We start from the raw sequence: 22905 nt of genomic DNA on the forward strand, positions 1-22905 counted from the left end.
TTGGAACCGAACTGCGAAATCAAAGAAACAATGTAAAAAGGAAACCCGGCCTTGAACATTTCAGCCATCTGCCTCTTGAGCAGCCTATTGGTTTCGGTCACGGCTACTGCCAGCGGGGTCACTCCGCTCTTCGACCTGGACTTCACCCGATCAGCCACGCAAACGCTGAAAGAAATGGGCATCAACGACGCCTGTATTATCGCCGTCTCAAGTCCTGCTGCGTTTACCTACTGCCGGGAAGGATCATCAACGCTCTGGAAGTATCAGGCGCTGGATCTGGAGCAACAGGCGGTAATCCAGATTGGTCAAAAGCGGGCTTCGGCGGACTATCAGCGAATAACCGTTGTGGAAGTCGATAGCGTTGCTTGCGAACAGAATCACCTTGCGCCATTGGATAAACCGGCTTTCAGGCATGGACTTGTCCTTGGCCTGATTACCCTGTTTCTGCTGGCCGGTCTGCGATATACCTACCGGGCAATCATGCATTACTGTTATGACCAGGCCGGCTTTTCGAAGTTCGGCTTGCAGCGATTGGACGAATCCCGGCCAACGCAACATTCAACGGTAATGGCGTTGGCCGCATGGGGAATCGTGGCAGCTACGGCATTTATCTACTTCGGGTTTTGAACATGATCACAATTAAAGGGTGTGTCGTTTCAATGTGCTCGCCTTTCGATGTGGTTTGACCGCGCTCAGTTTCATTCGCTGGCGATTAACTGACTTGATTATCATCCTGTTTGTTTCAATTAGTTCTGCGTTGCTGTCTGCCTGAACGGTTGGCTGGATCACCGTGAAATCCGCAGTTGGTGTTTACTCTGGATGAGAGTCGCTCGCTATTGCGCGAGTTGTGAGATGTATAACAACTAGCGGATCCAATTTGCAGTTGTCGAAGTGCATCTAGTCAAGCAGGCCAGTTGTCGTGGGCAATAGCGCGAAAGTTGACTCATTGCTGTCGCGTCAGGCGAACTTGCACCACACACCGTTTGTCGGTGGTTTGTGCGAAAAATGAACATTGTAGCGTCTGTGGCCTCTGATCCTTGAGCAAGTCAGCCATGACCTGCCTCCGCGATTGTAAAAAAAGAAGTGGAAATGGAATCTCAAATGCAGTGAGTGCAAATGGGGGTTTTTATCTGAAACTCAGGGAGACAGTAAACCAACCGGTCATTGATTCGCCAAGTGAGTTAATGAGGTTGACAGTGCCGAGTCCATGATTTGGCTTATCTTTTAGAAGTAAGGTCGTACAGGGTTTTTAATAATTAAAGATTCTGTCAGGTGGTCGATCCGTACTCTCGAATAAGGTGGAGAAAATACCGTGGCTATAAATACCATTATGAGTCTGCTGGAAAATAAGGAGTTCATGGAGTTTTTGCGTCTGGGCGTTATTTACGTTCATTTGGTGGCGTGTTGTGTGGCCATCGGTTTAGTGCTGACCAGTGATGTTGCGATGGTCAGGGACCTTTTAAAACGGAAAGTATTTACTGAGCATGATAATGCTCACATGGAAAGTCTTCAGAAGTCGGTCATCGTTGCACTAATAGCGCTGTGGGTAACGGGGGTTGCTGTCGTCGGTATCGATTACCTGGGTAAAGGTGTCGAATACTTCATGAATCCAAAGCTTCAAGCCAAAGTCATTATTGTCGCGTTGTTGAGTTACAACGGCGTCCTGTTGCATCGCCTGGTACTGCCGGCACTGCAAAAGGCAGGTTCCTTGCTCAATCTCGGATTCAGTGCACGGATGCTGGCGTTGGCCTGCGGGTCGTTGTCGGCAGTGTCCTGGATGTATGCCGCCATGCTGGGTGTCGGACGTCCTTTGGCCTGGAAGTATTCCCTTTCCGAACTGTTGATGGCTTATCCGGTACTGATTGCGCTCGGGTTCCTGACGATGCTGGTGTTGACCCAGCGAGCGAAACAACAGGACGACTACGTTGCGCCTGCGCGGGCAGTAGCAAGCGCATGCTAAGCCGGTTCTGCGCGTAAATCTTGCGGGCTTGTCCAGAGCCCGCAGGGTCGTTTTTGTTTTGAGTCATCCCCGGTTTCCCAAAGTTGCTGCTCATTTCGATCAATAATTTGTCAGTTACGGTCATTGAGGGATGGCGGCGCGACTCTTAGTCTGTCGAACATGAATGATGGGGGCCGTAGAGCTCCTGCACTTTCCGTGATCGCTCGATGTGGAGTTACCGATGACCGCCGCTCAATACCCGCACCTGTTGGCTCCGCTGGACCTGGGTTTCACCACGCTGCGCAATCGCACCCTGATGGGGTCGATGCACACTGGCCTTGAAGAAAAACCGGGTGGCTTCGAGCGCATGGCGGCGTACTTTGCCGAGCGTGCCCGTGGCGGTGTCGGCCTGATGGTCACCGGCGGTATCGGCCCGAACGACGAGGGTGGTGTGTATTCCGGCGCGGCCAAGTTGACAACCGAAGATGAGGCGCTCAAGCACCGTATCGTCACCCGTGCCGTGCATGACGCGGGCGGCAAGATCTGCATGCAGATCCTCCATGCCGGTCGTTATGCCTACAGCCCGAAACAGGTCGCGCCCAGCGCGATCCAGGCACCGATCAACCCGTTCAAGCCAAAAGAGCTGGACGAAGAAGGCATCGAGAAGCAGATCAGCGATTTCGTCACCTGCTCGGCACTGGCGCAAACCGCCGAGTACGACGGCGTGGAAATCATGGGCTCCGAAGGTTATTTCATTAACCAGTTCCTCGCCGCCCACACCAACCATCGTACCGACCGCTGGGGTGGCAGCTATGAAAACCGCATGCGCCTGCCGGTGGAGATCGTCCGTCGCGTGCGTGAAGCGGTAGGCCCGAACTTCATCATCATTTTCCGCCTGTCGATGCTCGACCTGGTCGAAGGCGGCAGCACCTGGGAAGAGATCGTTCAGTTGGCCAAGGCCATCGAGCAGGCCGGTGCGACCATCATCAACACCGGTATCGGCTGGCACGAAGCGCGGATTCCGACCATCGCCACCAAAGTGCCGCGCGCGGCCTTCAGCAAGGTCACGGCCAAGCTGCGTGGTTCGGTCAATATTCCGCTGATCACCACCAACCGTATCAACACCCCGGAAGTGGCCGAGCAGATCCTGGCCGAGGGCGATGCCGACATGGTGTCCATGGCGCGGCCGTTCCTCGCCGACCCGGACTTCGTCAACAAGGCCGCTGAAGGTCGCGCCGATGAAATCAACACCTGCATCGGTTGCAACCAGGCCTGCCTCGATCACACCTTCGGCGGCAAGCTGACCAGTTGCCTGGTCAACCCGCGTGCATGCCACGAAACCGAGCTCAACTATCTGCCGGTGCAGCAGTTGAAGAAAATCGCCGTGGTCGGTGCCGGCCCTGCCGGTTTGTCTGCCGCGACCGTGGCCGCCGAGCGTGGCCATCAGGTGACGCTGTTCGATTCGGCCAGCGAAATCGGCGGTCAGTTCAACATCGCCAAGCGCGTTCCGGGCAAGGAAGAGTTCTACGAAACCATTCGCTACTTCAACCGCAAGTTGCAGACCACCAACGTCGAGGTGTGCCTGAACACCCGCGTCGACGTGGCCGGGCTGGTCGAGGGCGGCTACGACGAGATCATTCTGGCCACCGGCATTGCGCCGCGCCTGCCGGCCATTCCAGGGGTGGAAAACGCCAAGGTGCTGAGCTACCTGGACGTGATCCTGGAGCGCAAGCCGGTTGGCAAGCGTGTCGCGGTGATTGGTGCCGGTGGTATCGGTTTCGACGTTTCCGAGTTCCTTGTGCATGAAGGCGTCGCCACCAGTCAGGATCGCGCCGCGTTCTGGAAGGAGTGGGGCATCGATACGCACCTTGAAGCACGTGGTGGTGTCGCGGGTATCAAGGCCGCGCCCCATGCGCCGGCCCGTGAGGTGTTCCTGCTGCAACGCAAGAAATCCAAGGTCGGCGACGGCCTTGGCAAGACCACCGGCTGGATTCATCGTACCGGTCTGAAGAACAAACAGGTGCAGATGCTCAACAGCGTTGAATACCTGAAGATTGACGACGAAGGCTTGCACATCCGCATCGGCGAAACCGGCGAACCTCAGGTGCTGCCAGTGGACAACATCGTGATTTGCGCCGGGCAGGACCCGCTACGTGAATTGCATGACGGTCTGGTGTCGGCGGGGCAGAGCGTGCACCTGATCGGCGGCGCGGATGTCGCGGCAGAGCTGGATGCCAAACGGGCGATCAATCAGGGTTCGCGGTTGGCGGCGCAGTTGTAACTCACATCGATTGGGTTCACAGGGCAAGTCGGCTGTTAAGATGCCGGATCTTTCCATAGATCCGGCATCATGCTTTCTCCTCCTGACAACTGGCTTCCTCACGCCCCCCTAGACCCCCTTCACCTCGACTGGCTCACTCAAGCCAGCATCGAAGTGGCGATCCTGCGCCTGGACCAGATCGACCCGCTGATCAGCGGCAACAAATGGTGCAAGCTCATCGAGCACCTGAAAACCGCCGACCGCTTGGGCGCCGAAGGCATCATCAGCCTCGGTGGCGCGCACTCCAATCACCTCCACGCGTTGGCGGCGGCGGGCCAGCGCTTCGGTTTTTCCACTGTCGGCCTGTTGCGCGGGCATCCTCAGCAAACTCCGACGGTCAAGGACTTGCTGGCGTTCGGCATGGAGTTGCACTGGCTGGGCTTCGCAGGCTATCGAGCGAGGCATGAAGCGAACTTCTGGCAACCCTGGCAAACCCGCTATCCGACGTTGCATCCGGTGCCTGAAGGGGGAGGTGGTTTGCCAGGCGCCCTGGGTTGCATGCAACTGCGGGCCAGCGTATGCAACCAATTGGTGGACTTGGGCTGGAGTGACTACGACGGCTGGTGGCTGGCCTGCGGAACAGGCACGACCCTGGCCGGCCTGGTGCTGGCCGAAGCGGGGGATCATCCGGTGTACGGTGCCCTGGCGGTGCCTGATGACCACGGGGTAGCGCAGCAGGTCCAGAGGATCGTGCAGGAAGCGGGTCTGATCGATGCAGTGTATGAGCTGTTCGAGGCCAGTCGCGGCGGGTTTGCCAAGGTTGACCCACCGCTGATCGACTTTATCGAAAGGACAGAGCAGACCGGGACTATTCCATTGGAACCGCTGTACACCGGCAAGGCACTCATGGCCCTCAAGCAACAAGTCGAGGCGGGCAAGTTCGCCCGTGGCACGCGACTGATCTTTGTCCACACCGGCGGCTTGCAGGGGCGAAGGGGCTTCAGTCTACAAATCTGAAGCACACATGCAATCTCATGTGGCAGCGAGCAGGCTCGCTCCCACAGGTTTTGCCAGTGATCTCAGGAGTCGCGGTTCACCCGCTTGGGCATCATCCGCAGCAAGGTGTTATCGCCCACCACATAATGGTGATAAAGCCCGGCCACGGCATGCAGGCCGATCAGCCAGTAGCCGATAGTGCCGCCGAGCTCGTGCCAGCCCTGGAGCTGTTTGGCCAGGTCCTTGTTTTCCGCTATCAACATCGGCAGGTCGATACCGTAGAACATCACCTGATTGCCTTTGGCGCTGGTGACCAGCCAACCGAGAATCGGCGTGACGATCATGAAAATGTACAGCGCCCAGTGCATCAGCCTGGCCAGCGTCGTTTGCCAGTGCGCCGAGGCCGGGAATATCTGCGGCGCCGGGCCGAGGCTGCGCGCGAACAATCGCAGCCAGACCAGAACGAATACGGTCAGGCCGAGCATGAAGTGTGATTCGACGATCAGCGTGCGCCCGCCACTGCCCTTTGGAAATAGCCCGCGAAACTCGATACAGGCGTAAACCAGCGCCAGCAGGACCAGCATCAACCAATGCAGCGCGATCGATACGGTGCTGTAGCGCGATTCGGAGTTTTTCCACGGCATACGGTGTTCCTCAGAGGTCCGGTTTAAAGCCACCGTTCTTGTCCGACGGTGTGCTCTAACTGTAATCCTGTTTCACCGGGTTTGCCTGAGGCGATTGGTCGCTGGATGCTCTGGTTTGGGTAATACGCAGAAAACCCTGTAGGAGCGAGCAAGCTCGCTCCTACAGGGGGGAGTTGCGTTTTTAGCTCGATTGCGGCATTTCGCCCTTGGCCAGGCGCTTGTTGATGTCGGCGATCACTTCCGGCAGATCGGTGATGGTGTCGATCATGTAGTGTGGGCGTGAACCTTCGAACATTGCGTGGATGCGCTTGCGCTCGCTGTCCAGTTGGTCGCTGCCCAAGGCGCGATAGCCTTCGTAGTCCAGGCCCAAAGCGTTGCCCGAGCAGATCAGCGCCACGGTCCACATGCCGGCGCGGCGACCTTCGAGAATGCCCGGCACGGTGTCGTCGATCTTCACACAGGCGGCAACATCGTCGATGCCCAGGGCGATGACGTTGGCCAGCGCCTGGGCGGGCCATGGGCGACCATTCGGGACTTCGTCGGTGGCAACCACGTGATCGGCCACGTAGCCGTTGGTGGCGGCCAGTTCAACCACCTTGTCCATGACCTGTTTCGGGTAACCGGAGCAGGAGCCGATCTTGATCCCTTGCTGGCGCAGGTTGGCAATGGTCTCCAGCGCCCCGGGAATCAGCGCCGAGTGTTCGGCGATTTTTTCGATCTGCAGCGGCATGAAGCGTTGGTAAATCGCGGTGACGTCATCGTCGGTCGGCGTGCGGCCGAACGCTTTGCGATAACGCTCGGCAACTTGCGGTTGATCGCACAGGGTGCGGATATGGTCCCACTTGCCCATGCCCATCGGGCCACGGGCTTCTTCGATGGATACCTGGACGTCGAATTCGGCGAAGGCCTCGACGAAAATCTGCGTCGGGGCGAAGGAGCCGAAGTCGACCACGGTGCCGGCCCAGTCGAGGATGGCGGCTTGCAGTTTGGTTGGGTTGGCGTAGTTCATGGAGATTTGAGTCCTGTAATAAATGGCTATCTAGGAAAACGGTTCTTTGTAGGAGCGAGCCTGCTCGCGATTGCGGGCTGTCATTCAACATCGGTGTCAACTGGTCTGGCCTCATCGCGAGCAGGCTCGCTCCTACAGGGGAATTGCGGTGTGGATCAGATTTCCAGCACTTCCATCTCGCGCAACACTTCAGCAATCGCCGCCACCGCTTCGCGCATTTCGGCCGGCTGGACATGACCGATGCAGCCGACACGGAAGGTTTCGACCTGGGTCAGTTTGCCGGGGTAGAGGATGTAGCCCTTGGCCTTGACCCGCTCGTAGAATTCCTTGAATGCGTAGCGCGGATCTTTCGGGGCGTGGAAGGTGGCGATGATCGGCGCCTGGATAGCCGCCGGCAGGAAGCTGCGCAGCCCCAGTTTGCCCATCTCTTCCATCAATGCCTGGCAGTTGACGGCGTAGCGCTCGTGCCGCGCCGGCAAGCCGCCTTCTTCGTTGTATTGCAGCAGGGCTTCGTGCAGTGCCGCGACCACATGGGTCGGCGGGGTGAAACGCCATTGGCCGGTCTTGGCCATGTAGGCGTGCTGGTCCTGCAAGTCCATCGCCAGCGAATGCGAGTTACCGGCGGCGCCGGCCAGGGATTCTTTGCGAGCGAAGACAAAACCCATGCCCGGCACGCCTTCCAGGCACTTGCCCGAGGCGGCGATCAGTGCGTCGAACGGCACTTGCTGGGCATCCACTGGCAGGGCGCCGAAGGAGCTCATGGCGTCGATGATCAGGCGTTTGCCGTGTTGCGCAACGACCTGGGCAATCTCTGGCAGCGGATTGAGGATGCCGGTGCTGGTTTCGCAGTGAATCAGGGCAACGTGGGTGATGTCTTGATCAGCACGCAGCAGGCGGTCGACGTCGGCGGCGGTGGTCGGCTCGTCTTCGGCGGTTTCGAAGGTGCTGAAGGAGCGACCGAGCACTTCGCAGATTTTCGCCAGGCGCTTGCCGTAGGCGCCGTTGATCAGTACCAGAATCTTGCCGTCCCGAGGCACCAGCGTGCCGATTGCCGCCTCGACCGCGAAGGTGCCGCTGCCTTGCAGGGGCACGCAGTGGTGGGTGGCGGCGCCGTTGAGGATGGCCAGCAGTTGCTCGCAGAGGCTGGCGGTCAGTTGATTGAAGCGGTCATCCCATGAACCCCAATCAACCATCATTGCCTGACGGGTGCGGGCCGACGTGGTCAACGGGCCGGGGGTGAGCAGGATGGGTTCGGCAGTACTCATTCTCGTGTCCTCGCAATCGATGGGATGAAGCTACGGGACTTAAATTGCAATTTGCCGTGTTATCAATCAAATTGTTTGTTGTTATGCCAGCCATCAGTGAGAGTTATTCATGAACCTGTTTCAGCTCCGCGCCTTCGATGCCGTGGCCCGGGAAGGCAGCTTTACCCGGGCGGCGGCGCGGCTGTTCATCAGCCAGCCGGCGGTCACCGGACACATCAAGGCCCTGGAGGAGCACTACCAGATCACCCTGCTGCGCCGCACCGCCCGACGGGTGGAACTGACGGAGGAGGGCACCAAACTGGCGGCAATCACCCGGGCGATGTTCGGCCTGGCCGAAGAGGCGCAGGTGATGCTCGAAGCCAACCGGCAATTGCTGACCGGGCGCCTGGAGGTGGCGGCGGACGGTCCGCACATGGTCATGCCGATGCTCGCCAGCCTGCGGGCGCGCTATCCGGGGATCACCGTGAACCTGCGCCTGGGCAACGCCCAGGAAACCCTGGCGGCGCTGCTGTCCGAACATGCCGACGTGGCGGTGCTGACCGAAGTCGAACCGCGCAAGGGCTTGCATCTGCAAGCGCTGAACGAATCACGGATTTGCGCGCTGGTGCCCGACGGGCATCCTTGGGCGCAGAAGACCAAAGGCGTGCAGCTCAAGGAACTGGATCAGGTGATCATGGTGCTGCGCGAACCGAGTTCGATTACCCGGCGCACCTTCGATGAGGCGTGCGCCCAGGCCAAGGTCAATCCGCGGGTGCTGCTGGAACTGGACAGCCGCGAAGCGGTGACCGAGGCGGTGGCCGCCGAACTGGGGGTGGGAGTGGTGTCGTCGGTGGAGGTCAGTCACGATCCACGGGTGGCAGCGGTGCCGATCATTGGCGAGGGGCTGGTGAATCGGCACATGATGGGGTGCATGGAGCGGCGGCGGGATTTGCGCTTGATACAGGCGTTTTTTGGGTTGGCACCGGTGTAGGAGCAGCCTTCGGCAGCTCCTACAGGGGATGGGGTCAGTTCAGGCTCTCGCGCACCATCTGCAGAAAAGTCGCCACCACCCGCCGCGAACTCTGCTCGCGCAGGCACACCAGGGTTTCAGTCAACCGTCGCTTGCAATCGATAATCGGCAACGCACACACCCGCGAATCCGCGCCAAACTCGGCAGCCGACACCACGCCCACCCCGATCCCCACCACCACAGCCTCACGCGCGGCCTCCCGACCTTCAACCTGAATCGCCGGGCGAATGCGAAACCCGGCCCCCGCCATTTCCTCCTCCAGGGTCTGCCGGGTTACAGAACCAATCTCCCGCAACACCAGTGGCGTGTCGTCGAGGTCGGCGAGGGTGATGGATTCGCGCTCGGCCCACGGATGATTGCGCGACACGAATGCCACCATCGGATCATTGCGCAAGGGCAGGGAGATCAGGCGTTCGTCGCTGACGTCGCGGCCCAGCAACGCCAGGTCGGCCTGATAGTTGAACAGTCGGAACAGCGATTCATCGGTGTTGCCGGTCTCGATCTTCACGCTGATCCCCGGGTAGCGCTCGCAGAATCGGGCAATCTGCGGCAGCACATGCACCGGCGCATCCACCGCCAGAATCAGGCTGCCGGTCTGCAAGGCCTGGGAATCCTGGAGCAGTTCCTGGGCCTCGGCTTCAATGACGAACAATTTCTGGGTCACGCCGAGCAAGCGCTCGCCCAGATCGGTCAGGCGCACCGAGCGCTTGTTGCGGTGAAACAGCAAAACCCCGTAGCGCTCTTCGAGTTTGCGCACCTGGTCGGAAATCGCCGGTTGCGTCAGAAACAGGCGCTCGGCGGCCTTGGTAAAGCTTCCATGGACCGCCACGGCATGGAAAGCTTTGAGCTGGGCGTGGGACACCGACATGGGAATCTCCAGTAACAAGCTGAAATTATATTTGAAATACGATAAATCGATTTCACTTATTAATCAGTAATTGTTTTTATCCACCTCAGCCCCGGTGACTGGTCAGTCGAACAGCAGCGGGTGCCATGAGCCTGTGCGTGCAACAGCAGGACTCATCTGACCGGTATCCGCCGTAGGGACAGGGCGATATCGAAGTGCTCAACAATAAAAAAACAGGCGTTTTCTTCCAATTCTGCCGGCACACTCACACCCTGAGGTCAGAACCACAATGAACAAGCACATCGGCACCATCAAGCGTTGGCGCGTGCAGATCTTCGCGATCACCTGGCTCGCCTACGCCGCATTCTACTTCACCCGCAAAGCCTTCTCGGTCGCCAAACTTGGTATTGGCGAAGACCCGACCTTCATGCTCGACAAAATGGCCATGGCCAACCTCGACGCCATCTACCTGACGGCCTACGCCGTCGGTCAATTCACCTGGGGCATCCTGGCCGACCGCTTCGGGCCGCGGGTGGTGGTGCTCGGCGGGTTGCTGATTTCCGCCGCCGCGGCGCTGGTGATGGGCAACTTCGCAACGTTACCGATTTTCGCTACCTGCATGCTGATACAAGGCCTGGCGCAGTCCACCGGTTGGTCGGGGCTGTGCAAGAACCTCGGCAGCTTCTTTCCCTCCGAGCAACGCGGACGGGTATTGGGCCTGTGGAGTTCCTGCTACGCCTTTGGCGGTCTGGTAGCCTCGCCGTTTGCCGGCTGGTGGGCGTACACGCTCATCGGCAGCTGGCATGCGGCGTTCATTTCCAGTGCGGCGGTGGTTGGGCTGGTCGCCGTGCTGTTTTTTATTTTCCAACGCAACAAACCGGAAGACGTCGGCTTGCCGGCGGTGGAGCCGGAACCCGAGCTGACCGCCGAAGAGGCTGAAGCGCAAAGCAAAATCAGCATGTGGGAGCCGTTGAAGGAAATCCTGCGCAACCGCACGGTGCTGGTGCTGGGGTTGGCGTACTTCATGCTCAAGCCGGCGCGCTACGCGATTCTGTTGTGGGGACCGGTGATCGTTTTCGAACAGATGCCTTCGGTGGGCAAGGTCGGTGCGGCGATCATTCCGACATCGTTTGAACTGGCCGGGTTGCTCGGACCGATCCTGATCGGCCTGGCCTCGGACAAATTGTTCGGCGCCCGGCGCATGCCTGCCTGCGTGATCAGCCTGTTGGCGTTGACCGTGTCCCTGGCGTTTTTCATGGGCGCCCTGCATACCGGCAGCGTGCTGCTGGTGGTGGCGCTGCTGTTCGTCATGGGCCTGACCCTCTATGGGCCGGACTCGATGATCAGCGGCTCGGCCGCCATCGACTTCGGCACCGCCAAGGCGGGCGCCACGGCGGCCGGTTTCGTCAATGGTTGTGGTTCGGTCGGTGCGATTCTCGGTGGGCTGCTGCCGGGCTACTTCGACACCGTTACCGTGTTCATCGTCTTCGCCGGCTGCGCCATGTTCTCGGCGCTGGTGTTGATCCCGCACTGGAACAGCCGCCCCGGTGGCCTGGGTACTCACTTCGCCTACGTGCCCAATCAAGCGATGACCATCAAACCCCTGCGTACCTGAATCCTGTCCCTCGTCGCCTGCTGCACCTGCGGCAGGCCGGCGTGTGGGCCACTGACCGGAGATTGACCCCATGAGACCCTTTTGGCTGGACCAGGCCTTGAAGGCTGATGCATCCGAAACCTGTCCGCCACTGGAAGGCGACACCCGCGCCGACGTGTGTATCGTCGGCGGTGGCTACACCGGGTTGTGGACCGCGATCATGCTCAAGGAGCAGAACCCCGAGCTGGATGTGTTGCTGATCGAAGCGGACATCTGCGGTGCCGGGGCCAGTGGACGCAATGGCGGTTGTGCGTTGTCGTGGTCGGCCAAGTATTTCACCCTTGAGCGTTTGTTCGGCGTCGAAGAGGCTGTGCGGCTGGTCAAGGAGTCCGAACACAGCATCCATGCCATTGGCGCTTTCTGCGAACAGTATGGGGTGGACGCCGATTACCGTCTCGATGGCACCCTCTACACCGCGACCAATCGCGCTCAGGTCGGTTCGACTGACGCTGTGATCGCGGCGCTGGAGCGCAACGGCATCAACTCGTTCACCCAGCGGCCGGTGGCCGATGTGCAGCGCATGGCCGGTTCCAGCAAGCACCTGGAAGGCTGGTTTTCCCCGGCCGCGGCCAGTGTGCAGCCGGGCAAACTGGTGCGTGGCTTGCGCCGGGTAGCCCTGCAACTGGGGGTGAAGATTCATGAAAACACCGCGATGACCGGGCTGGAGGAAGGCAAGCCAGCGGGGATACAAACGCCGAATGGCAGCATTCGCGCCGACCGCGTGGTGCTGGCGATGAACGCCTGGATGGCCCGGGCGTTCCCGCAGTTCGAACGCAGCGTGGCGATCGTTTCCAGTGACATGCTGATCACCGAGCCTCGGCCGGATTTGCTCGACGAAATCGGCTTGACCAGCGGCGTTACGGTGCTCGATTCGCGGATTTTCGTGCACTACTACCACAACACCCCGGACGGCCGGATCATGCTTGGCAAGGGCGGCAACACCTTCGCCTATGGTGGGCGCATGTTGCCGGTGTTCGACAAGCCTTCGCCTTACGCCGGTTTGCTGCAGAACAGCCTGGCGGATTTCTTCCCGGCGTTTGCCGACGTCAAGGTCGAGGCGACCTGGAATGGTCCGTCGGATCGCTCGGTGACCGGGCTGCCGTTTTTCGGGCAGATGAGCGCCAGTGGCAATGTGTTCTACGGTTTCGGCTATTCCGGCAGCGGTGTCGGGCCGTGCCATATGGGTGGGCAGATTCTGGCGTCGATGGTCCAGGGCCTGGACAACCCCTGGACCCGCTCACCGCTGGTCAACGGACCGCTGGGGTTTTTCCCGCCGGAGCCGATTCGCTACATCGGCTCGCTGATGGTGCGCAACGCCATCCGCCGCAAGGAGCGCGCGGAGGATCACGGGCGTCGGCCACGGCATCTGGACGTGCGCCTGGCGAAGTTCGCCGCCGCCGCCGGCAAGGCTGACAAGGGCTGAGCGTCAGTGCGCAAGGTCCGAGCGGTTGAGCAGCCAGTCGAACAGCAGGCGGGTATCGCCACGGGGCTCGCGCGGGCGAGGGCGATGAGTTTGTGGCCGAGGGCCCATGGCCGTACAAAGCACCGGGCGATCCGGGTCACTGTCGAGAAAAATCACCAGTACCTCGCTGCCAGCCACGGGCAAGCGGGTCGGATCGATCCATTCCTCGGCGGTGGTCAGCGCCAGCGGTAGCCACAGGCCGTCGGACATCTCTGCGGCGGGTTGTGTGGCGGGCCAGAGGTGCACCTGAACCCGGCCATCTTCGTCCACTGTCGCCGGTTGCCCGATCGGGCCGCACACCTGGCCGGGCTGATACCCGGGGATACTCGGCCTGGGTTGTTTGAGGGCAGGCCTGAACACCGTCGACCAGGGGATGGCGCTGAATTGATTGCGGTAACCCGGGGCCATGTCGGGTGTGTCGTCGAGCAGAATGGATGAATGACGGCCCTGATGGCGGATTTCGGTAACCAGCCATTGATCATTGAAGTTCGCCAGCGGGTGCTCGGCCACCTGCAGGATCCCGCCACTGCGTACTGCCCTCTGGTTACTTTGACCGTGGATCTGCAGGTGTCGGCAGCGCAGTCGTTCCAGTTGTCGACGGCTGAGTTGGTCGCGATGTTGTTGCTCACCAGCGGGAAAGTGCCTCACGGTGGCGAGCGAGTGATTGGCTGCGCCTTCGCTGATGTCCGCTGCACCCGGATTCCTGGCGCCAGGGCGCACAGGGGAGAGCGGAGCATCATGGCGCTGGAACAGTTCGCTGATCACCGGTTCCTGGTGTTCGTCGAGGGCATCGCTGCTCATCGACATGAGCAGGGGCTCCTGTGGAAAACACAGGCTGTCATCGGCCAGCACCAGCACATGGCCGTCCCGTTGATGCTCGAAGTGATAGTGGATGCCTTCTTCCTCGCACAGCCGTTGCAGCAACGCCAGGTCGGTTTCTTCGTACTGAATGCAAAAAGGTCGCAGGGGATAGTGCCCGGTTGCCAGCTCAAAGCGATAGCTGTCGGCGGGCAACCCATGTTCCTCCAGCAACCGGCACAGAATCATGGGTACGCTGGCGCGCTGGAAAATACGTCGGCATCGTTGCTGATCCAGCGCCTGGACGCGGGGCACCAGCACCAGTCTGTAAGCGACCCGGTGTCCGCTTCGATGTTCACAACTGGCGCTGTGCAGTACGCCATGAATGCCTTGATCGTGGCCGAACTCGAGGAACGCCGGTTGGAGCAGCAATCGCTCAAGGTTCAGGGCCGGTGCCAGCCCGATCACCTCGATCTCGAATCGATAGGGCTGGTTGAGAGCTTCATGACCACTGAACCGGACTACCCGGAAGCTCAGGTCGTCGTCGAGAAGCGTCAGGGTGGTGGGACTTTCCTTGTCGTTGTGCATCGAACGCGCTACCGCCGTGGAGTAGGGTGCAAAGCGTACGGAACCCCGGCGCATTGCGGGCACGGTAAAGCGACATTTCCGAATCGCCCTACAACCGCTGGTGAAGATGTCGATGCCAGTCGGGATTTTTTGGTCGATTGCCAACTTTAGGCCGTATAAACTTGCGCAAAGCGTCGGCCAATAGATGTCTCGGCGCCACAGTTGCCACAGATAAGAGAGTGAGAAATGGGCGCACAGTGGAAGGTTAAACACAAAGAAGCGGCAGCCAATGCCAAGGGCAAGATCTTCGGCAAACTGGTGAAGGAAATCACCATTGCTGCGCGCAACGGCGCTGATATTACTACCAACGCGCACTTGCGCCTGGTGGTTGAACAGGCCAAGAAAGCTTCGATGCCCAAGGAAACACTGGATCGCGCCATCAAGAAGGGCGCGGGCCTGCTGGGCGAAACCGTACAATACCATCGCGTGACCTATGAAGGGTTCGCCCCGCATCAGGTGCCGTTGATCGTCGAATGCGTGACCGACAACATCAACCGCACCGTCGCCGAGATCCGCGTGGCGTTCCGCAAGGGCCAACTGGGCGCTTCCGGTTCCGTGGCCTGGGACTTCAACCACGTCGGTATGATCGAAGCGTCGCCGGACACCCCGGACGCCGATCCGGAAATGGCCGCCATCGAAGCCGGTGCACAGGATTTCGAGCCGGGTGAAGAGGGTGCAACCCTGTTCCTGACCGAACCGACCGACCTCGACGCGGTACAGAAGGCCCTTCCGGAACAAGGCTTCACCGTGCTGTCGGCCAAACTGGGCTACCAGCCGAAAAACCCGGTCAGCGGCCTGAGCGATGAGCAGATGGCGGAAGTCGAAGCGTTCCTCGAAGGCCTCGATAACCATGACGACGTGCAGGATATGTTTGTCGGCTTGGCGGGTTGATCGAACTGGCCTGGATCTGACTTGTGGCGAGGGAGCTTGCTCCCTCGCCACATTGAGTTGTATTTACAATTTGAACTCAGCTAATTCCTGAACAATCGCCTCAAACCCAGGCCGCGCCAGCACCTGCGGCTGACAGCAACGCCGCTCCAGATCCTCCAGCACCCCACGCAGTTCATCGCTCAACCCCGAGTCGATTCGTGCCAGCAATTCCCCCAGCAACACCCCGAATGCCCGCACCTCGATCCGTTGCAAGGCACGGCTTTCAAGGCTGTCGGAAATCTCGTGGAACGACGCCGCACCAAAATCCCCCAGCAAGCAATCACCCTGTTCATTCCACAGAATATTGTGCCCGTAGAGGTCGCCGTGGGTAATGCCGTGGTTGTGCAGGTGTTCGGCCACCGAGGCAATGCCCTTGGCAATGCGCAGCGCCACCGCCGCACTGAAACGCAAGCCATCGGCATAAATGTCGCGGCTGCACGACGCCAGGCTCGGCAGGCTGGCGAGGTTGAGAAAACTCGGCGGGATCAACTGCATCACCAGCCCGGCGGTTTGTTGCGGGTGATCGACAATCCGCCCTTCGACGCGAATCAGGTTCGGGTGCAGCCCGGCGGTGATGCAGGCGTTCATCTCGTGCAGCGGCGAGCCATCGCTGGTCATTTCGCCCTTGTAGAGCTTCACCGCAACGGGCGTGGCCGGTTGGTCGGCCGGTTGCCAGACCGCCTGATGAATCACCCCGGACGCCCCTTCGCCGAGCTTTTTCTCCAGGTACAATGCCGACCAATCAATGCGCGGTGTGGCGTCGAGGGCGGCGGCATCCGCTTCGGTTTCCAGAGGGTTACCGGCATAGGCCAGCCAGGTCAGGCTCGGCAGCGTCAGCAGCCATTGCGGCAAGTCGGTGAACTGGTTGGCGGCGATGCGGATCAGTTCCAGCCGATGGCAATTGCGCATCGACTCCGGCAACGCCTGCAGGCGGTTACCGGCAAGCATGAGCTTTTGCAGGTAGGGCCGTTCTCCCAACTCTCTCGGCAGTGTCTCGATGCAATTGTCGGTCAGGATCAGCCAGCGCAGCAGCGGTGGGAGTGCCACAGCGGGCACGTGGGCGATGCGGTTGGCCTTGAAGCCGATCATCGTCAGTGCGGCGCATTGGCCAACACAGGCCGGCAACTCGGTGAAACGGTTTTCGGAGCAGAACAGCACGCGCAAACGGGTAAGGCGGTGCAAGTCCTCCGGCAGTGCGCTTAGGGCATTGCCGCTGAGGTTGAGCACTTCCAGCGAATCCGCCAGATCGAAGATCTCCCGGGGAAACTCGGTCAGGTCTTCGGCCAGATCCAGCCGCGTGATGCCCGACAACTCGCCGGCGCGCAATTGAGCAAGGGTATGCATGAACAGATTCGCCATTAACCAAGGGAGGGCGCGGGGCCCTGGAAATGGGCGACATGATAGCGGGAAAGATGTGGCGACTGTCAGACCGCCTTCGCGAGCAGTCAATACAACAAAAAGCTATCGATCAGACCGGTTCGCTGACTTCGACCAGTTGCCCCAATCGGCTGCGGGTGCGCGCCAGATCAATGGCATCGCCATCCAGGCTTTCGCGCAATGAGTGCTGCCCGAGCAACGTCAGGTGCTTGTCCTGGTCGTACAGCACGTCGATGAGATTGATAAAGCGCTGCTGGGCGGCAATCGTGCAATCGCCCAGCAGTGGCAGTTCATCGATGATCCAGCGGTCGAACTGGCGGCACAGCTCCAGATAATCCATCACCGCCGTGGGCTGATCGCACAACTCGGTGAAGGTAAAACCGATGCCGCGCCCTTCGCACAAACGCGCTCGCAAATGCCGGGTGCCCACCGGCAACGAAACAGGCGGGGCATTGCGCTTGGGCAGGTTCAGCGATTGTCGTTGCGCCACGCTCGCCGGCCAGACGTAGTGACCTTGAGTGAACAACTGATGCGCATGGGGCCGGGCCTGGCTGCGATAGTCGTGCGGCCCGCCGACTTCCATCACCTGCATGCGCGCATGGATCAAGTCGATCACCGGTTTGAAGCGTGCGTGGTACAGCGGATTGGGCAGCAGGCCTTCGGGCGGGTAATTGGAGGTGACCAGCAACAGGATGCCGCGCTGGAACAGTGCCTTGAACAATCGGGTGATGAGCATCGCATCGCCGATGTCGTGCACATGGAACTCGTCGAAACACAGCACCCGGCAATTGCTGAGCAGTTCATCGAGGGTGATCGCCAAGGCGTCGGCCTGTTCGCGGTGTTCGAACATGCCCTGGTGCAGTTGGGCGAAAAACTGATGGAAGTGCAGGCGTTGTTTTTGCGCGAGGGGAATGGCCCGGAAAAACCCGTCGAGCAGCCAGCTTTTGCCGCGTCCCACGGCACCATGCAGGTAAAGGCCGGGAAGGGGGTTCGCCGCAGCACCCATCAGCATGCAGGCATGCCGGGCCATGCAGTCGATCACCCGCTGTTGGCTGTGACTGAGGGTGTAGCCCTGGGCATGGGCCTGATGTCGAAAGTAGTCGTGGATGACTTGGCCTGCCACGGCGCTGCCGGCAGCCGGTACCTTGCCGAGAAGGCGACGCAACGTTTGCCAGCGCGATTTGATTGGCGAACGGTTGGGCGGTCGAACGGCCACTGGGATATCACCTCTGGTGTGCGGGCAGGCTCTTTGTGTTGCGGCGCGATAGTGTAACCAGAGCAGGGAATCTGCTTCCATCAGTGTCGGCATATATGGGCCACCGTCACTGGGTTCTAAAGGAACACCGCAGGGGGGATCAGAACTGAGAGGTCTGTTTGAGCATCCGCGCCGCCGCTGTATCCGCCGGGCTGACCATCGCATAGTTGTAGCCACTTCCCGACCAGTACTCGGCCTGCAACTCGCCATCACTGCGACTGCCCCTGGGCAGCAGGAAGTTTTTCGGCCCTGGCGGGCGCACATAGAAACTGATTTTCTGCCCGCCCTGATCCTCGTAGACCACCATCGCCGCAGGGCCTTGCTCGGTACTCAGCAAACGCCCGCTGGCCGGCTTGAACCCGGCACCCGAGAGATCGGGCAGGCGATTGGCCTGGGTGAAGTAGCGGTCGAGCCAACCCTGCATGTCGCCGTCGTCGCTGGCCTGGTAATCCGCCGGCAGGAGGCCTTGCTGGGCAATCAGGCGATAGGCTTGCAGGGCATCGGTCATTGGCAGCTGGGGGCTCGCCAGCGTCATCTCCCGCGCTTGCCAACCGCTGAAACCGCCGACGCTGACGGCGATGAGCAACACCGCGGCACTGGCCAGGTGTCGACGGGATTGGCGTTTGAGGCGCTGGCGAATCACCGCCGGATCCAGGTCCGGGTTCGACGGTTGTTGCAAGGCACCGCTCAGGGCTGCGCGCAGTGTCTGGGCATCCTGCTGCCAGGCGCGCACTTGCGCGGCCACCTGCGGGTCAGTGGCCAGATAAGTCTCCACCAGGCGTCGGTCGGCGTCGCTCAGTTGGTGGTCGACGTAGGCGTGCAGGTCTCGCTCGCCGGGGGGCATGCTGATCATTTGAGTCTCCGCAGGGAAGGGCGGTTGATTTCGCCATCGCTGAGTTGGCGCAGGGCCTGGCGAGCCCGGGACAGGCGGGACATCACGGTGCCGGTGGGTACGTCGAGAATCTCGGCGACCTCTTTGTAGCTCAAGCCTTCCACAGACACCCAGAGCAGCAACGCGCGTTGCTCGGTGGGCAGTCGGTCGAAGGCGTTGAGGGTCGATTGGGCAATCACGGTGCGTTCCACCGAGGGCTGGGCATCGTCACGCCCGGTGAAGAACTCGAGCATGCGCGCATAACGCCGGGAGCGGCGGTGCGCGTCGAGAAACTGCCGATAGAGAATCGAGAACAGCCAGGCGCGCAAGTCACCCTCGGCGCGTTTGCCGGCCCAACTCGAGAGTGCCCGCTCCAGGCTCGCCTGCACCAGGTCGTCCGCGCTGCTGGTGTTGCGTGTCAACGACACGGCAAACCGTCGCATTCCGGGAATGATTTCTCTGAGTTGTTCGTCGATATCGTTCATGAAGTTCTGGCTAGTCACTACGCTGGACTGTGGACCAGGAAGACGCCCGGCATTCGAGGTTATTCCACGTCAGAAAAAATAAAAACCGCATGTGGGAATAAACCTGCGTGCGGTTCGTCTGCTTGATTCTTCTCACTTGTGGCCGATGGCCCTGGAGTCTTTCATGGTAGATCGATCATCACCGCCAACCCGGCCACCCTTGAGTGCGACGAGCCTGACGTTGCGCCTGGCTGGCATTGCCGTGGTCGTTGCCGCCGTGGCGGGGGCGTTTGCCTACGTCAACGGCACCTTCGACCCACAGCGCCTGACCCCGAAGAAACTGATCAACGTGCTGGAAACCAACAACGGCGTGCATCCGGGTTTCCGCCGCAACCATTCCAAAGGCGTGTGCGTGATCGGGCATTTCGAGAGCAGCGGTGAGGCGCGCAGCTATTCCACCGCCCAGGTGTTCAACGAGGCGCAGACACCGGTGGTTGGGCGTTTCGCCTTGCCGGCCGGTAACCCCTATGCGCCGGACAGTGCCGTGCCGATCCGCAGCATGGCCTTGCGCTTCATCCAGGCCAACGGCCAGCAGTGGCGCACGGGGATGAACAGCATGCCGGTGTTCCCGGTCGGCACGCCCGAGGCGTTCTATCAATTGCAGCAGGCGCAGTCGCCAGACCCGGCCACCGGCAAGCCGAATCCGACCGCGGTTCCGACGTTTTTTGGTGCGCATCCGGAAGCCGCTCCGTTCCTGGCCTGGATCAAGACCGCCAAGCCGTCGGCCAGTTACGTCACGGAGACCTATAACAGCGTCAACGCGTTTTATCTGGTGAGCGCCACCGGACAACGCCAGGCCGTGCGCTGGAGCATGGTGCCGGTGGCTCAGGATGCGCCGGGTGCTACGGCGCCGGAGGGGAACGACTTTCTGGAGAAAGACCTGGTTCAGCGTATAACCGCAGGGCCGTTGCGTTGGCAGTTGAACATCACCCTGGCCAATCCTGGCGATCCGGTGAGCGACGCCAGCAAAGCCTGGCCCGAAGGGCGCAAGGTGTTGAACGCGGGCACCCTGGTGCTGGAAAAAACCCAGCCGCAACTCAATGGCGAATGCCGTGACATCAACTACGACCCACTGGTATTGCCCGCCGGCATCGAAGGTTCCGACGACCCGTTGCTCGCCGCTCGCTCAGCCGGTTACGCCAATTCCTACCTGCGTCGCACCAGCGAAGTCAGCCAGTTGCCCGCCGCCAAACAGGAGGCCCAGCAATGAGCACCCAACCGAACCACTTCGCTCCATTGGCGCGGCTGCTGCACTGGCTGATGGCGCTGATGATCATCGCCATGCTGTTTATCGGTGCCGGTATGGTTGCCTCGGTCTCCGAGCGGCATGAATGGCTGATTCATCTGCACAAACCTTTGGGCGTCGCGATTTTGCTGCTGGTGATCGTGCGGCTGGTGGTGCGTTTCTCCACCACGCAACCACCGCTGCCGGCGGATCTGCCAGGTTGGCAAGCGCTGGCGGCCAAGGCGTCCCATGTGTTGCTGTACGCCTTGATGCTGGTCTTGCCGCTGCTGGGCTGGGCGATGATTTCGGCGTCGGGTGAGCCGGTGATGCTCAGCAGTTCGTTGCAATTGCCATCGATCGTGCCGGCGAACGCGCAGCTGTTTGCGTTTTTACGCAAGGCCCATGGGTATCTGGCGTACCTGCTGTTTCTGACGGTGTTGCTGCATTTGGCAGCCGCGTTGTTTCACGGCTGGGTGCGTCGTGATGATGTGCTGGACAGCATGTTGCGGGGCAAGGATCGCGGCTAGTTGCAATGGAGAAAAAGATCGCAGCCTGCGGCAGGCTGCGATCTTTTGATCTTAAAGGGCAATCAACGCAGGCTATCGACCATCTCGGCCACGGTGGTCAACACATCCTTGCCCAACTGCTTCGAGCGCTTGCCCGACCAGCCTGTCAGCGGGTTCGGATGATCGTCGTGATCCTTGAACGGCATTTCCAGGGTCAACGACAGGCAGTCGTACTTCTGGCCCACGCTGTTGCAGGCCAACGTCATGTTGGCCTGGCCCGGCTCGTCGCGGGTGTAGCCGTACTTGGTCTGGAAGTCCTTGGTGGTGTGCTTCAGGTGGCTGCGGAAGTGTTCTTCGAGCTTTTCGATCCGTGGCGTGTAGCCTGGATTACCTTCGCAACCGGCGGTGAACACGTGAGGAATTTCCTCGTCACCATGCACGTCGAGGAACAGGTCGACGCCGTGCTTTTCCATCTGCTGCTGTACGAAAAAGACTTCCGGGCTGATTTCCTGGCTCGCGTTCTGCCAGGCGCGGTTCAGGTCCTGTCCCATGGCGTTGGTGCGAAGGTGACCGTGGAAGGCGCCGTCCGGGTTCATGTTTGGCACAAGGTACAGGTCGGCGCTGGCCAGCAGTTTGTTCAGCACCGGGTCGTCGTGCTTTTCCAGGCGTTCGATCACGCCTTCCATGAACCACTCGGCCATGTGCTCGCCCGGATGTTGCTGGGCGATGATCCACACTTTGCGCTGGCTTTCGGCGCCGGTGCCTTTACGCAATAACTGGATGTCGCGACCTTCGACACTCTTGCCGGTGGCCAGCAGTTCGGTGCCGGCCTTGGTCAGTGCCTGCTCGATCAGCCAGTCGTGGCGGCCGCGGCTGTAGGGTTCGAAGTAGGCGAACCAGGCATGGGTCTGCTCGGCTTCGAGGCTGAAACGCAGGCAGTCGCCTTCGAAAATGGTGGGTACGCGGAACCAGTTGACGTGATCGTAAGACGCCACCGCCTGATAGCCGGTCCAGGCCTTGTTATAGGAGGATTGACTGGCATTGTTCAGGCGAAACCAGTGCTCCTGGCCGACATGCAGGCCGCTGGCCTTGAAGTGGAACCATTGGAAATGGTCGCTTTTGGTATCGGGGCGGATCGCCAGCAGGGGCTTGAGCGGGTCGCTGACGTCGATCACCTGGATGTTGCCGCTGTCGAAGTTGGCACTGATGTCGAAAGAAGATTTAGCCACGGCCATAATCGGGTCCTGAATATGATTTTTATGGTGGCTACTTTACACGCAAGAGTGGGGTGAAACCGAGGGGAATTGCGGGGTGCACAGGTGGGGGGGGCGTCCTCCTTGACGCCGCCGCAGCTTAGAGACTGTGCGACTGATTCTCAAGTGCTATCTGTCGCCGGTTTGAACCAATGATGCCGTGCAATTACTGGGTAATTGCACGGACTAGCCCCCTATTTGCATTCGACCTGACCAGTCATTTGCATCGGATGTGACCCGCACGCTTCGTGGACATGACCGGCAGAGAACGCTCCAAAGTCGACTTCCTCAGAGCACGAAGCGGGCCTGCCCTATGCCTGCGTCGAGCCGGCCTGGCCGACTGCTCGTCGGCCCATCGAAAACCCACTCAAGATCGCCTCCTTCAAGCCGATGGAGTAGAGGTGCCAACTTGCTTCAAGCAGTTCATTAACTAGGGGCAAAGTGCTAGCATCGC

General features: G+C 60.4%; 20 protein-coding genes. 10 read left to right on the forward strand and 10 right to left on the reverse strand.

The genetic code is table 11. The annotated features are described in order from the left end of the window. Nucleotides 1-51: 51 nt before the first annotated feature. From AABM52_RS10260 to AABM52_RS10275, 4 genes are all read left to right on the forward strand, one after another. Nucleotides 52-627, forward strand: a complete 576-nt coding sequence (locus tag AABM52_RS10260; RefSeq protein ID WP_347911638.1) for a hypothetical protein — start codon at nucleotides 52-54, stop codon at nucleotides 625-627. 685 nt (nucleotides 628-1312) lie between these two features. Beyond that, nucleotides 1313-1960, forward strand: a complete 648-nt coding sequence (locus AABM52_RS10265) for a hypothetical protein (RefSeq protein ID WP_347911639.1) — start codon at nucleotides 1313-1315, stop codon at nucleotides 1958-1960. 220 nt (nucleotides 1961-2180) lie between these two features. Then, a complete protein-coding gene (locus tag AABM52_RS10270; RefSeq protein ID WP_347911640.1) occupies nucleotides 2181-4220 on the forward strand; it encodes an NADPH-dependent 2,4-dienoyl-CoA reductase in 2040 nt (679 codons plus the stop codon). Nucleotides 4221-4289: 69 nt separating this feature from the next. Then, nucleotides 4290-5216: a 1-aminocyclopropane-1-carboxylate deaminase gene (locus AABM52_RS10275; protein WP_347911641.1), complete on the forward strand. Its 927-nt coding sequence runs from the start codon at nucleotides 4290-4292 to the stop codon at nucleotides 5214-5216. Between the two features lie 62 nt (nucleotides 5217-5278). On the opposite strand, the gene AABM52_RS10280 is transcribed toward AABM52_RS10275, so the two are convergent. The 3 genes from AABM52_RS10280 to AABM52_RS10290 form a co-directional block, all read right to left on the reverse strand. Then, a complete protein-coding gene (locus AABM52_RS10280; protein ID WP_347911642.1) occupies nucleotides 5279-5839 on the reverse strand; it encodes a cytochrome b in 561 nt (186 codons plus the stop codon). Between the two features lie 181 nt (nucleotides 5840-6020). Next, nucleotides 6021-6848 carry a phosphonoacetaldehyde hydrolase gene (gene phnX, locus AABM52_RS10285; RefSeq protein WP_347911643.1) on the reverse strand — a complete coding sequence of 276 codons (828 nt, stop codon included), beginning with the start codon at nucleotides 6846-6848 and terminating at the stop codon, nucleotides 6021-6023. Between the two features lie 155 nt (nucleotides 6849-7003). Next, a complete protein-coding gene (locus AABM52_RS10290) occupies nucleotides 7004-8113 on the reverse strand; it encodes a 2-aminoethylphosphonate--pyruvate transaminase (RefSeq protein WP_347911644.1) in 1110 nt (369 codons plus the stop codon). A 109-nt stretch (nucleotides 8114-8222) separates the two neighbouring features. On the opposite strand from AABM52_RS10290, the gene AABM52_RS10295 reads away from it, so the two are divergent. Then, a complete protein-coding gene (locus tag AABM52_RS10295) occupies nucleotides 8223-9083 on the forward strand; it encodes a LysR substrate-binding domain-containing protein (protein WP_223541570.1) in 861 nt (286 codons plus the stop codon). A gap of 34 nt (nucleotides 9084-9117) precedes the next feature. Here AABM52_RS10295 and AABM52_RS10300 read toward each other — a convergent pair whose 3' ends face one another. Then, nucleotides 9118-9990: a LysR family transcriptional regulator gene (locus AABM52_RS10300; RefSeq protein WP_347911646.1), complete on the reverse strand. Its 873-nt coding sequence runs from the start codon at nucleotides 9988-9990 to the stop codon at nucleotides 9118-9120. Nucleotides 9991-10258: 268 nt separating this feature from the next. Between AABM52_RS10300 and AABM52_RS10305 the strand changes: the two genes are divergently transcribed. Both AABM52_RS10305 and AABM52_RS10310 read left to right on the forward strand, forming a co-directional pair. Further along, the gene (locus AABM52_RS10305) at nucleotides 10259-11584 is read left to right on the forward strand and encodes an MFS transporter (protein ID WP_347911647.1); all 1326 of its coding nucleotides are present in this window, start codon (nucleotides 10259-10261) and stop codon (nucleotides 11582-11584) included. A 70-nt stretch (nucleotides 11585-11654) separates the two neighbouring features. After that, nucleotides 11655-13046 carry an FAD-dependent oxidoreductase gene (locus AABM52_RS10310; RefSeq protein ID WP_347911649.1) on the forward strand — a complete coding sequence of 464 codons (1392 nt, stop codon included), beginning with the start codon at nucleotides 11655-11657 and terminating at the stop codon, nucleotides 13044-13046. Nucleotides 13047-13049: 3 nt separating this feature from the next. Here AABM52_RS10310 and AABM52_RS10315 read toward each other — a convergent pair whose 3' ends face one another. Beyond that, entirely contained in the window at nucleotides 13050-14471 is a 1422-nt protein-coding gene (locus tag AABM52_RS10315; RefSeq protein ID WP_347912606.1) for a type VI secretion system tip protein TssI/VgrG, read from the reverse strand. 225 nt (nucleotides 14472-14696) lie between these two features. Between AABM52_RS10315 and AABM52_RS10320 the strand changes: the two genes are divergently transcribed. Then, nucleotides 14697-15401, forward strand: coding sequence for a YebC/PmpR family DNA-binding transcriptional regulator (locus AABM52_RS10320; RefSeq protein WP_046037782.1), 705 nt, complete (start codon nucleotides 14697-14699; stop codon nucleotides 15399-15401). Between the two features lie 63 nt (nucleotides 15402-15464). On the opposite strand, the gene AABM52_RS10325 is transcribed toward AABM52_RS10320, so the two are convergent. The 4 genes from AABM52_RS10325 to AABM52_RS10340 all read right to left on the reverse strand — a co-directional run bounded on the left by AABM52_RS10325 (nucleotide 15465) and on the right by AABM52_RS10340 (nucleotide 19428). Further along, entirely contained in the window at nucleotides 15465-16784 is a 1320-nt protein-coding gene (locus tag AABM52_RS10325) for a leucine-rich repeat-containing protein kinase family protein (RefSeq protein WP_347911651.1), read from the reverse strand. Nucleotides 16785-16908: 124 nt separating this feature from the next. After that, nucleotides 16909-18033, reverse strand: a complete 1125-nt coding sequence (zapE, locus tag AABM52_RS10330) for a cell division protein ZapE (RefSeq protein WP_347911652.1) — start codon at nucleotides 18031-18033, stop codon at nucleotides 16909-16911. Between the two features lie 139 nt (nucleotides 18034-18172). After that, on the reverse strand, nucleotides 18173-18925 hold the full coding sequence (locus AABM52_RS10335; protein ID WP_347911653.1) for an anti-sigma factor: 753 nt from the start codon (nucleotides 18923-18925) through the stop codon (nucleotides 18173-18175). Next, nucleotides 18922-19428, reverse strand: a complete 507-nt coding sequence (locus AABM52_RS10340; RefSeq protein WP_347911654.1) for a sigma-70 family RNA polymerase sigma factor — start codon at nucleotides 19426-19428, stop codon at nucleotides 18922-18924. Before AABM52_RS10340 ends, AABM52_RS10335 begins: the two co-directional genes overlap by 4 nt. 163 nt (nucleotides 19429-19591) lie before the next feature. Between AABM52_RS10340 and AABM52_RS10345 the strand changes: the two genes are divergently transcribed. Both AABM52_RS10345 and AABM52_RS10350 read left to right on the forward strand, forming a co-directional pair. Beyond that, on the forward strand, nucleotides 19592-20677 hold the full coding sequence (locus tag AABM52_RS10345; protein ID WP_347911656.1) for a catalase family peroxidase: 1086 nt from the start codon (nucleotides 19592-19594) through the stop codon (nucleotides 20675-20677). Continuing rightward, nucleotides 20674-21219 carry a cytochrome b gene (locus AABM52_RS10350; RefSeq protein WP_347911657.1) on the forward strand — a complete coding sequence of 182 codons (546 nt, stop codon included), beginning with the start codon at nucleotides 20674-20676 and terminating at the stop codon, nucleotides 21217-21219. Before AABM52_RS10345 ends, AABM52_RS10350 begins: the two co-directional genes overlap by 4 nt. Nucleotides 21220-21281: 62 nt before the next feature. Here the strand turns inward: AABM52_RS10350 and AABM52_RS10355 are convergent, their stop codons facing one another. After that, complete coding sequence (locus AABM52_RS10355; RefSeq protein ID WP_347911659.1) at nucleotides 21282-22433, reverse strand: M14-type cytosolic carboxypeptidase; 1152 nt, start codon at nucleotides 22431-22433, stop codon at nucleotides 21282-21284. Nucleotides 22434-22905 lie beyond the last annotated feature (472 nt).

The sequence above is a fragment of the Pseudomonas grandcourensis genome, from assembly GCF_039909015.1.
GTDB lineage: Bacteria > Pseudomonadota > Gammaproteobacteria > Pseudomonadales > Pseudomonadaceae > Aquipseudomonas > Aquipseudomonas grandcourensis.

What these genes read in the sequence shown, in the direction of transcription:
- AABM52_RS10310 (WP_347911649.1), top strand. Translation starts at nt 11,655, where the DNA reads ATGAGACCCTTTTGGCTGGACCAGGCCTTGAAGGCTGATGCATCCGAA.
- AABM52_RS10335 (WP_347911653.1), bottom strand. Translation starts at nt 18,925, where the DNA reads ATGATCAGCATGCCCCCCGGCGAGCGAGACCTGCACGCCTACGTCGAC.
- AABM52_RS10280 (WP_347911642.1), bottom strand. Translation starts at nt 5,839, where the DNA reads ATGCCGTGGAAAAACTCCGAATCGCGCTACAGCACCGTATCGATCGCG.
- AABM52_RS10315 (WP_347912606.1), bottom strand. Translation starts at nt 14,471, where the DNA reads ATGCACAACGACAAGGAAAGTCCCACCACCCTGACGCTTCTCGACGAC.
- AABM52_RS10305 (WP_347911647.1), top strand. Translation starts at nt 10,259, where the DNA reads ATGAACAAGCACATCGGCACCATCAAGCGTTGGCGCGTGCAGATCTTC.
- AABM52_RS10270 (WP_347911640.1), top strand. Translation starts at nt 2,181, where the DNA reads ATGACCGCCGCTCAATACCCGCACCTGTTGGCTCCGCTGGACCTGGGT.
- AABM52_RS10300 (WP_347911646.1), bottom strand. Translation starts at nt 9,990, where the DNA reads ATGTCGGTGTCCCACGCCCAGCTCAAAGCTTTCCATGCCGTGGCGGTC.
- AABM52_RS10345 (WP_347911656.1), top strand. Translation starts at nt 19,592, where the DNA reads ATGGTAGATCGATCATCACCGCCAACCCGGCCACCCTTGAGTGCGACG.
- phnX (WP_347911643.1), bottom strand. Translation starts at nt 6,848, where the DNA reads ATGAACTACGCCAACCCAACCAAACTGCAAGCCGCCATCCTCGACTGG.
- AABM52_RS10320 (WP_046037782.1), top strand. Translation starts at nt 14,697, where the DNA reads ATGGGCGCACAGTGGAAGGTTAAACACAAAGAAGCGGCAGCCAATGCC.
- AABM52_RS10350 (WP_347911657.1), top strand. Translation starts at nt 20,674, where the DNA reads ATGAGCACCCAACCGAACCACTTCGCTCCATTGGCGCGGCTGCTGCAC.
- AABM52_RS10340 (WP_347911654.1), bottom strand. Translation starts at nt 19,428, where the DNA reads ATGAACGATATCGACGAACAACTCAGAGAAATCATTCCCGGAATGCGA.
- AABM52_RS10355 (WP_347911659.1), bottom strand. Translation starts at nt 22,433, where the DNA reads ATGGCCGTGGCTAAATCTTCTTTCGACATCAGTGCCAACTTCGACAGC.
- AABM52_RS10290 (WP_347911644.1), bottom strand. Translation starts at nt 8,113, where the DNA reads ATGAGTACTGCCGAACCCATCCTGCTCACCCCCGGCCCGTTGACCACG.
- AABM52_RS10275 (WP_347911641.1), top strand. Translation starts at nt 4,290, where the DNA reads ATGCTTTCTCCTCCTGACAACTGGCTTCCTCACGCCCCCCTAGACCCC.
- AABM52_RS10325 (WP_347911651.1), bottom strand. Translation starts at nt 16,784, where the DNA reads ATGCATACCCTTGCTCAATTGCGCGCCGGCGAGTTGTCGGGCATCACG.
- AABM52_RS10295 (WP_223541570.1), top strand. Translation starts at nt 8,223, where the DNA reads ATGAACCTGTTTCAGCTCCGCGCCTTCGATGCCGTGGCCCGGGAAGGC.